This window comes from Oscillochloris sp. ZM17-4, assembly GCF_019599295.1.
Lineage (GTDB): Bacteria > Chloroflexota > Chloroflexia > Chloroflexales > Chloroflexaceae > Oscillochloris.
Window position 1 is genome coordinate 42,914 of the sequence record NZ_JAIEWN010000009.1, and the last position, 8,519, is coordinate 51,432.

Sequence of the window (8,519 nt, forward strand, 5' to 3'; positions counted from 1 at the left end):
TGTCCCCTGTCCCCTGTCCCCTGTCCCCTGTCCCCTACTTCACCTGCACGAGGGGCTGCTGGAGGGTGATCGCGCCCTCCTTCTCGCCCGTGATCTTCTCGCGCCGCACCTTCTCGTGGAGCATCATGATTCCATCGATCAGCGCCTCGGGGCGGGGCGGGCAGCCGGCGATATAGACATCCACCGGCACCACCTCATCGACGCCCTGGACGATCGCGTAGTTATTGAAGACCCCGCCGCAGGCCGCGCAGTCGCCCATGGCGATCACCCACTTCGGGTCGGGCATCTGGTCGTAGAGCCGGCGCAGCACCGGGGCCATCTTGCGGCTGACCCGCCCGGCGACGATCATCAGGTCGGCCTGGCGGGGCGAGGCCCGGTTCAGCTCCATGCCGAAGCGCGAGAGGTCATAGTTAGCGCCCTGGGCGCCCATCATCTCGATCGCGCAGCAGGCCAGGCCAAAGAGCAGCGGCCACATCGCGTTGGTGCGGCCCCAGTTTACCACCGACTCGAGCGAGGTGGTGACAATCCCCAGGTCGCCGGCTTTCTCCTCTATTCCCATCGCAGGGCCCCTTTCTTCCACTCATAGGCGAAGCCAACCAGCAGGACGAGGAAGAAGACGCCCATCGCCAGCAGCCCCGGCCCCCCCAGGGCGCGGAAGACCAGCGCGAAGGGGTAGAAGAAGATCACCTCGATATCGAAGATGATAAAGAGCATCGCCACAATGTAGAACTTCACCGGGATGCGCCGGATCGCCGGGCCGATCGGCTCCATGCCCGACTCGTAGGGCTCCAGCTTGCGCCGGGTGTCGTGTCGCGGGCCAAGCAGCGCTGAGGCACCGATCGTGAACACAGAGATGAACAGCGCGATCAGAAACATCACCAGGATCGGGGTGAAGGTTGCAAGCATAGTCGGCCTTTCCATATCTTGCGTGAAGGCGCGGCGCGACGTTGCGGGTGCCAGGAGTGCTGGGGGCGGCGCTCGGCCGGGGCGGGAGCGACACGGGTTTCGTGTGTGTAGAGGAATTATACCTATAATCGAGCTTGTGTCAACGCGCACGAATAATGAAAATTCCCTTTGCAAAGCCTTGTAAAGAGGACTGCATTATTCTTGTATCGGGTTTCGCAGGCTAAAGACGTTGCGCAATCTGCAATCGACAACCCATCACAGGACGCAGCCAAGCTGATAATGTGAGCTATAATAGCGGCCATCCCTGCGGGTTCCTCCACTGCTTGAAGGAGAACACATATGCCTGGCCGCACCGTCCCCGAAGGCGGAAAGATCACGATCGACAACGGAAAGCTTGTTGTGCCGGACAACCCGATCCTGCCCTTTGTCGAGGGCGACGGCACCGGGCGCGACATCTGGCGGGCGAGCGTGCGGGTCTTCGATGCGGCCGTCGCGAAGGCCTACGGCGGGAAGCGCAAGATCAGCTGGCTTGAGGTGCTCGCCGGCGAGAAGGCCTTCACCGCGACCGGCAACTGGCTGCCCGACGAGACGGTGGCGGCGTTCAACGAGTACCTGGTCGGCATCAAGGGCCCGCTCACCACGCCGATCGGCGGCGGCATCCGCTCGCTGAACGTGGCCCTGCGCCAGATGCTCGACCTCTACGTCTGCCTGCGGCCGGTGCGCCACTTCGCCAACGTCCCCTCGCCGGTCAAGCGCCCCGACAAGATCGACATGGTGATCTTCCGCGAGAACACCGAGGACATCTACGCGGGCATCGAGTACCGCGCCGGCACCCCCGAGGCCCAGACGGTGCTCGACTTCCTTGAGGCGACCCACCCGAAGGACTTCAGCAAGGTGCGCTTCGGCACCGCCGCGAAGACCGACGACTTCCTCGGCCTGCTCGGCCAGGCCCCCGAGGGCAAGGTCGATGTGGGCGTGGGCATCAAGGCGGTGAGCCGGCTGGGCACCGAGCGCCTGGTGGGCGCGGCCATCGAGTACGCGATCACCTTCGGCCGCAAGAGCGTGACCCTGGTGCACAAGGGGAACATCATGAAGTTCACCGAGGGCGCCTTCCGCGACTGGGGCTACGAGTACGCCGAGCGCGCCTTCGGCGACCACGTCTACACATGGTCGCAGTGGGAGCGCACCAAGGCAAGCCGGGGTGAGGCGGCGGCCAACGCCGAGCAGAAGGATGCGCTGGCCGCAGGCAAGATCCTGATCAAGGACGCCATCGCCGACATCACCCTCCAGCAGGTGCTCACCCGCCCCGACGAGTTCGATGTGATCGCCACGCTCAACCTGAACGGCGACTACCTGAGCGACGCCCTGGCCGCCCAGGTCGGCGGGATCGGCATCGCCCCCGGCGGCAATATCAACTATGTCACCGGCCACGCGATCTTCGAGGCCACCCACGGCACCGCCCCCAAGTACGCCGACCTCGATAAGGTCAACCCCGGCTCGGTCATCCTCTCCGGCGACATGATGCTGCGCTACATGGGCTGGGTCGAGGCCGCCGACCTGATCGTCGCCGCCCTGGGCAAGACGATCACCGACAAGGTCGTCACCTACGACTTCGCCCGCCAGATGGAGGGGGCCACCGAGGTGAAGACCTCGGAGTTCGCCGACGCGATGATCGCCAACATGGACGGCATCCTCGCCGGCGGCGCCCACGCCGACGCGTCCGCCACCATCAGCCCCGAGCTGCTCAAGCGGGCCGAGGGCAAGGCCTACCCGCGCGGCAGCGTCGGCGCGGTGATGACCCGCACCGTCGTCGCTGTCCCCGGCGAGTCGTCGCTCCACGAGGTCTCACAGCACATGCAGGCCCGCGGCATCCACTCGGTGATCGTCAAGCCCGACGCCAGCGGCAGCTGGGGCATCATGACCATGCGCGACATCATGAAGAAGGTGGCCGTGATCGGCAGCGCGATCAACGGGATATCGGTGGATGAGATCACGACCCGGCCGCTGATCACCTCCACGCCAGACCTGACCATCATCGCCTGCGCGCAGCTGATGCTGGACAACAACATCCGCCGCGTGGTGATCGCCGAGGCGGGCGAGCCGATCGGCATCATCAGCGACACCATCATAAAATACCCAGGCTTGCGCGCCACGCACCGCTGTGCTACAATGCGCGGCGCTGAGGCGACGTAGCAAAGTGGTAATGCAGCGGTCTGCAAAACCGCCATTCGCCGGTTCGATTCCGGCCGTCGCCTCCATCTCACGCCGAAGGGCCGGGGGAAGCCCGCAGTCACCTGCGGCCCTCCCCCGGCCCTTCGGCGTCCGTATGCGCCGATGAGGCTCCACCGCTATGCGCATTCTCTTCGCCCTGACCTACTACCGCCCCTACACTAGCGGGCTGACGATCTATGTCGAGCGGCTGGCCACCGCCCTGGCCCGCCGCGGCCACAGCATCACCGTGCTCACCTCGCAGTACGACCCGAGCCTGCCCCGCCACGAGGTGCTGGACGGCGTGCGTGTGGTGCGCGCCCCCGTCGCCGCCCGCGTCTCCAAGGGCGTGATCATGCCCACCTTCGGCTGGCTGGCCAACATCCTGGCCCTCCAGAACGACGCGATGAGCCTGCACCTGCCGCAGTTCGATGCGCCCGGCCTGGCCCTGCGCGGCCGCCTGCTGCGCCAGCCCGTCGTGCTCACCTACCACAGCGACCTCCAACTGCCCCCCGGACTGATGAACCGCGTCGCCAACCACGTCGTCGACGCGGCCAACCTCGCCGCCGGCGCCCTCGCCACCCGCATCGTCGCATACACCCAGGACTTCGCCGACCACTCGCCCTTCCTGCGCCGCTTCCGCGACAAGATCGTCGTCATCCCGCCGCCCGTCGAGGTGGCCCACGCCACCGCCGACGCTATCGCCAGCTTCCGCGAGCGCTACAACCTGCGCGGCCCCGTCATCGGCATGGCCGCCCGCCTCGCCGCCGAGAAGGGCGTCGAGGTGCTGCTCAACGCCCTGCCGCGCATCCTGGCGGCCCACCCCTCCGCCCGCGTGCTCTTCGCCGGCCCCTACGAGAACGTCCTCGGCGAGGAGGCCTACGCCCGCCGCCTCGCCCCGCTCTTCGAGCGCTTCCGCGACCACTGGACCTTCGTGGGCACCCTCGGGCCAGCCGATATGGCCACCTTCTTCCCCAACCTCGACCTGATCGTCGTGCCCTCGCTCAACTCCACCGAGACCTTCGGGCTCGTCCAGGTCGAGGCCATGCTCTGCGGCACGCCCTCGGTCGCCAGCGCCTTACCCGGCGTCCGCCAGCCCGTCATCCAGACGGGCATGGGCCGGGTGGTGCCTATCGGAGACAGCGACGCCCTCGCCGCTGCCATCCTCGCCATCCTCGGCGACCGCGACCGCTACGTGCGCCCGCGCGCCGAGGTGGCGCTGAAGTTCAGCACCGAGAAGACCGCCGAGATGTATGAGCGGCTATTTGAAGATCTCCGCCATTGATAATTGCAGATTGTAGATTGGAGCCAACGTTGATTCCGCTGCAATCTGCAATCTGCAATCTGCAATCTGCAATCATTATGAAAGACTACCTGCGCCCGCACCTGTACACCCTGCCCATCCACCGGGCCATGCTGCGCGCCGTGGAGGCCCGCCTCTTCGCCGAGCTGGCCCCCGACCTGCCCGAGCCGATCGTCGACGTCGGCAGCGGCGACGGCACCTTTGTGCAGATCGCCTTCCCCGGCAAGCAGGTCTTCGGGATCGACCCGATCCACGCCGACACCCACGAGGCCCAGCGCCGCGGCGTCTACGCCGGCCTGAGCGTGGCCAACGGCAAGGCCCTGCCCTTCCCCGACGACCACTTCGCCAGCGCGATCAGCAACTGCGTCCTCGAGCACGTCGTGCCCCTGGACGAGACCCTGCGTGAGACGGCGCGGGTGCTGCGGCCGGGCGGCCAGTTTGTCACCTCGGTGGTCGGACACCGCTTCCCCCAGCAGCTGCTCGGCACCTGGCTGCTCAACAGGCTCGGCCTCGACGGCTCACGCTACGGGCGCTGGTTCAACAAGCTCTCCTACCACTTCAACACGCTCAGCCCGCAGGACTGGACGGCCCGCTTCGCGCGCGCCGGGCTGGAGGTGGTCTCCTACCGGCCCTACTTCAGCGACGCGGCCCTCAAGCTGTTCGACTTCAGCCACTACTACGGCGCGCCCAGCCTGATCACGCGCAAGCTCACCGGGCGCTGGCTGCTCTTCCCGGCCCTCACGCCCAACCTGCTCTGGGAGCCCATCCTGCGCCAGATTTACACCGCCCCCCCCGGCGAGGACGGCCCCTACTACTTCTTCATCTGCCGCAAGCCGTAGGCCGGTCGCTCGCTGCGCTCGCTTGCGGGCGGCGGGCGGCGGGCGGCAGGAGGACAACCTGCCGCCCGCCACCTGCTCCTGCCGCCTGACTGCCACCTGCCACCTGCCACTCGCCGCCTAGCTATGCGCGAGCCGCTGGAGCTGGGCGAGGTCGGTCAGCGCGATCGCCTCGTCCTCGATGCGGATCAGCCCGGCCTCGCGCAGCTCCCCGATCGCCTTGGTCACCGTCTCGCGGTAGGAGCCGATCATGTCGGCCAGCTGCTGGTGGGTGTAGCGCACCACGCTCGGCGGGCTGCCGCCCGCAACCGGGCCGGGGCCGACGCCGGCCAGGCTGAGCAGGACGCTGGCCAGGCGCTGGGGCACGCTCTTAAAGGCGATGTCGGCCAGCTTATTCTCCATCGCCCGCAGCCGCTGACCCATCAGATCCATCAGCGCGAGCGCAACCTGGGGGTGCCGCTCAAGGATCTGGCGCAGCGTGTCGCGCCCGATCACGCCGACCACCGACTCGGTCATCGCCTCGGCGAAGGTGTCGTGGAGCCGCTGCCCCACCAGGATCATCTCGCCGAAGATCGCCGGCGGCTCCAGCACCATCAGGGTCAGCGCGCGGCCCTCGGGCGAGAGCTTGTAGACCCTGACGCGGCCTGAGCGCATCACAAAGAGCTGCTCGCCGATCTCGTGCGGCGAGTGGAAGATCTGCCCGCCGGCATAGACGTTGTAGGCGATCACCCGCTCGACATCGGCGCGCTGCCGAGGCTCCAGCGAGCGGAAGATGTCGCCGGTCTCGGCGGAGCTTGATGCGGAGGCTAGGGTGTCGCTCATAATGTTGAATGTTGAATGCTGAATGTTGAATGCTGAATGCTGAATTCAACATTCAGCATTCAACATTCAGCATTACACAATACGCGTGCCGCCGCCAGAGAAGCCGTCCAGATTGGTGATCCGCGCCGACGCGGCCCCGGCATCCAGCGCGTCGAGGGCGGCGCGCACCTTCGGCACCATCCCGCCGCTGATCTCGCCCGACTTGATCGCCGCCGCCACCTCGGCCCGGTCGAGCTGCGCCGCCACCTGCCCGCCCAAGATCACGCCCGGCACATTGCTCACAAAGAGCAGCTCGGCCCCGGCGAAGGCCCCGGCGATCGCCTGGGCCACCTGGTCGGCGTTCACGTTATAGCTCAGGCCGTCGGCATCGCCGCGGGCTACCGGCGCGAAGACCGGCAGCCAGCCCAGGCCGATCATGGCCGTGAGCGCCCCAGTGTCCACCCGCGAGATCAGCCCGACCCGCCCGAGATCGACCCCGCCGGGCCGCTGCGGCACGCAGCCGAGCAGCGCCAGATCGACCCCGCTCAGGCCGATCGCACGCACCCCCGAGTCCACCAGCCGGCCAACCACCCGCTTGTTGATCGTCCCGCAGACCACGCGCTGCATGATCGCCATCGCCTCGGGCGAGGTGACGCGCAGGCCGGCAACAAACTCGCTGTGGACGCCGTAGTGATCGAGGGCGGCCGTGATCTCCTTGCCGCCGCCGTGGACGAGCACCATCGGCCCGCCGAAGCCCGCCACCGCCGCGCTCAGCCCGTCCAGAAAGGCCGGGGCGTCCAGCTCATTCCCGCCAACCTTCACCACCGTGCCGCTGCTGCGCCCATCACTCAGCATAGCCGAAGCTATCCGATCCTGCAAACGCGGCGATCCGCTCGGCCAGATCCGCGCCGTCGCGCTCGGCCATGCGGCGTCGGTAGAGCATCGCCATCCAGATCGGCAGCGGCGGGATGGTCAGGGTCAGGCCGGCGAGCAGTGCCGCCGCGCTCAGCCCCTGGGCCAGCGGCGACTCGGAGCCGATCAGGAAGAGCAGCGGCAGCGGCACGAGCACGCCGATCGCCAGGGTGGCGCTCAGGGCCAGGGTGCCGAAGATCAGGCTGGCGCACAGGTAGGCCAGCAGGTTCGCCCCAAAGCGGTAGAAGGTGATGTCGATGCTGCGCCGCAGCGCCTCGCCCATGCGCAGCCCCCCCTGGACAAAGGGCTGCAGGCTGAAGAGTAGGCTGCCATAGGTCGCCCCGCTCAGCACCAGGCTCAGCCCGTAGAGCAGCACAACGGCGACGGCCATCATCGCAATAAGGAGCCCGGCCATCGCCGCCCCGGCGGCGCCGCCGCCGCGAAACGCGCTCGACATACCGACCCCCGCCGCGCCGATCACGATGTAGAGCGGGCAGAAGCAGAAGACGCTGATCATCGAGATCGCCATATTGACCACAACGAGGAAGACTCCGCCGTAGCAGCCCATGCCCAGCAGGCGCAGCGGGCCGATCGCCAGGGCGTCACGCACGAGCACAGGCCGGCCATCCAGCGAGGCCGCAGTCGCCCGGCTGAGCGCACCCGTCAGGTAGAGGCCCAGGGGCAGGGCCAGGAATATGGCCCCGTAGAAGAGCAGGATCCCCTGCGGTGAACCGATCAGATCGGGGCGGCGCAGGGCCAGGAAGACGAAGATGATCGCCGGCACCGCACCGAGGGCGGCGATCAGGGCCATGCGCGGAAACTCGCGCCGGTAGAGGCGCAGCCCGTCGTCGAGCAGATCCAGGATGGGCTGAAGTGTGTCTCGCATAACGCCTGTCCCCTGTCCCCTGTCCCCTGTCCCCTCGGCTTACAGCCTATCGCCCTCGGCAATGATTTTCAGCATCTCGGCCTCGCCCACCTCGGGGCGGGCCATGCGGGCCAGCAGGCCGCGCAGGGCGGCGGCGTCGACGGGGCGGGCGGCGGCCAGGGCGGCCACGAAGGCGTCGTCGTCCAGGCCGGGGCTGATGCCGTAGGGCCGGGCCAGGCGGCGCTTGAGTGCGGCCCGGTAGTGGGCCAGCAGGTAGCCGCTCTTGCGCCCCCGCCGCAGCAGCCCGGCCATACTCTCCAGGTACTCGGCGCTGCTGCGGCGGGCCGTCTCCTCGCGCAGGGCCGCGGGCCGGCCGAAGCGCCGGCCGCTCAGCACCACATAGGCGGCGCCCACCAGGCCGGCGTAGATCACCGCCCAGCCCCAGGGGCTCCCCAGCAGCAGCCCGCCCAGCGAGGGCTCGCGCACAAAGCCGTGGTGGTACTCGTCGAAGATCAGCCGCCCGCCGGGGGGGGGCCGCCGCAGTAGGCCGAGCACCAGGGCCGCGCTGCCCGCGTCGGCCAGGCCGGCGTTGGTGAACGGGCGCAGGGTCGTGCTCAGGTAGACGTAGCCCGCGCCGCGCTGAAGGCCCGCGATCACCGGCGCGCCCTCCGCGCCCGCCAGCAGCGCC

8 protein-coding genes, 1 tRNA gene and 2 pseudogenes are annotated in these 8,519 nt (G+C 68.2%); 5 read left to right on the forward strand and 6 right to left on the reverse strand.

Annotated features, from left to right (window positions below; translation table 11 throughout):
- Nucleotides 1-34: 34 nt before the first annotated feature.
- Together K2Z83_RS09340 and K2Z83_RS09345 are read right to left on the reverse strand one after the other, a co-directional pair.
- Nucleotides 35-559, reverse strand: a complete 525-nt coding sequence (locus K2Z83_RS09340) for an NADH-quinone oxidoreductase subunit B (protein ID WP_220594905.1) — start codon at nucleotides 557-559, stop codon at nucleotides 35-37.
- The gene (locus K2Z83_RS09345) at nucleotides 550-906 is read right to left on the reverse strand and encodes an NADH-quinone oxidoreductase subunit A (RefSeq protein WP_220594906.1); all 357 of its coding nucleotides are present in this window, start codon (nucleotides 904-906) and stop codon (nucleotides 550-552) included. The genes K2Z83_RS09340 and K2Z83_RS09345 overlap by 10 nt, the downstream gene beginning before the upstream one ends.
- A 339-nt stretch (nucleotides 907-1,245) precedes the next feature.
- On the opposite strand from K2Z83_RS09345, the pseudogene icd reads away from it, so the two are divergent.
- The 5 genes and pseudogenes from icd to K2Z83_RS09365 all read left to right on the forward strand — a co-directional run.
- Nucleotides 1,246-2,589 (forward strand): annotated as a pseudogene (gene icd / locus K2Z83_RS09350) (NADP-dependent isocitrate dehydrogenase); the annotation flags it as partial.
- Between the two features lie 111 nt (nucleotides 2,590-2,700).
- On the forward strand, nucleotides 2,701-3,099 hold the full coding sequence (locus K2Z83_RS29830) for a cyclic nucleotide-binding/CBS domain-containing protein (RefSeq protein WP_370650124.1): 399 nt from the start codon (nucleotides 2,701-2,703) through the stop codon (nucleotides 3,097-3,099).
- Nucleotides 3,090-3,164: transfer RNA gene (locus tag K2Z83_RS09355), tRNA-Cys, on the forward strand. Before K2Z83_RS29830 ends, K2Z83_RS09355 begins: the two co-directional genes overlap by 10 nt.
- A 92-nt stretch (nucleotides 3,165-3,256) precedes the next feature.
- Nucleotides 3,257-4,399: a glycosyltransferase family 4 protein gene (locus K2Z83_RS09360; protein ID WP_220594908.1), complete on the forward strand. Its 1,143-nt coding sequence runs from the start codon at nucleotides 3,257-3,259 to the stop codon at nucleotides 4,397-4,399.
- A complete protein-coding gene (locus K2Z83_RS09365; RefSeq protein WP_255603647.1) occupies nucleotides 4,396-5,256 on the forward strand; it encodes a class I SAM-dependent methyltransferase in 861 nt (286 codons plus the stop codon). The genes K2Z83_RS09360 and K2Z83_RS09365 overlap by 4 nt, the downstream gene beginning before the upstream one ends.
- A 117-nt stretch (nucleotides 5,257-5,373) precedes the next feature.
- Here the strand turns inward: K2Z83_RS09365 and K2Z83_RS09370 are convergent, their stop codons facing one another.
- From K2Z83_RS09370 to K2Z83_RS09385, 4 genes and pseudogenes are all read right to left on the reverse strand, one after another.
- Nucleotides 5,374-6,075: a Crp/Fnr family transcriptional regulator gene (locus K2Z83_RS09370; protein ID WP_220594909.1), complete on the reverse strand. Its 702-nt coding sequence runs from the start codon at nucleotides 6,073-6,075 to the stop codon at nucleotides 5,374-5,376.
- A 72-nt stretch (nucleotides 6,076-6,147) separates the two neighbouring features.
- Nucleotides 6,148-6,909, reverse strand: a complete 762-nt coding sequence (gene argB, locus K2Z83_RS09375; protein WP_220594910.1) for an acetylglutamate kinase — start codon at nucleotides 6,907-6,909, stop codon at nucleotides 6,148-6,150.
- On the reverse strand, nucleotides 6,899-7,852 hold the full coding sequence (locus K2Z83_RS09380) for a hypothetical protein (protein ID WP_220594911.1): 954 nt from the start codon (nucleotides 7,850-7,852) through the stop codon (nucleotides 6,899-6,901). Before K2Z83_RS09380 ends, argB begins: the two co-directional genes overlap by 11 nt.
- 39 nt (nucleotides 7,853-7,891) lie before the next feature.
- Nucleotides 7,892-8,519: pseudogene (locus tag K2Z83_RS09385) on the reverse strand (DUF4350 domain-containing protein); the annotation flags it as partial.

Bases quoted from the DNA above. Each gene is read 5' to 3' on its own strand.
- K2Z83_RS09380 (WP_220594911.1), bottom strand. From the start codon at position 7,852: ATGCGAGACACACTTCAGCCCATCCTGGATCTGCTCGACGACGGGCTG.
- K2Z83_RS09360 (WP_220594908.1), top strand. From the start codon at position 3,257: ATGCGCATTCTCTTCGCCCTGACCTACTACCGCCCCTACACTAGCGGG.
- K2Z83_RS09370 (WP_220594909.1), bottom strand. From the start codon at position 6,075: ATGAGCGACACCCTAGCCTCCGCATCAAGCTCCGCCGAGACCGGCGAC.
- argB (WP_220594910.1), bottom strand. From the start codon at position 6,909: ATGCTGAGTGATGGGCGCAGCAGCGGCACGGTGGTGAAGGTTGGCGGG.
- K2Z83_RS09340 (WP_220594905.1), bottom strand. From the start codon at position 559: ATGGGAATAGAGGAGAAAGCCGGCGACCTGGGGATTGTCACCACCTCG.
- K2Z83_RS29830 (WP_370650124.1), top strand. From the start codon at position 2,701: ATGACCCGCACCGTCGTCGCTGTCCCCGGCGAGTCGTCGCTCCACGAG.
- K2Z83_RS09345 (WP_220594906.1), bottom strand. From the start codon at position 906: ATGCTTGCAACCTTCACCCCGATCCTGGTGATGTTTCTGATCGCGCTG.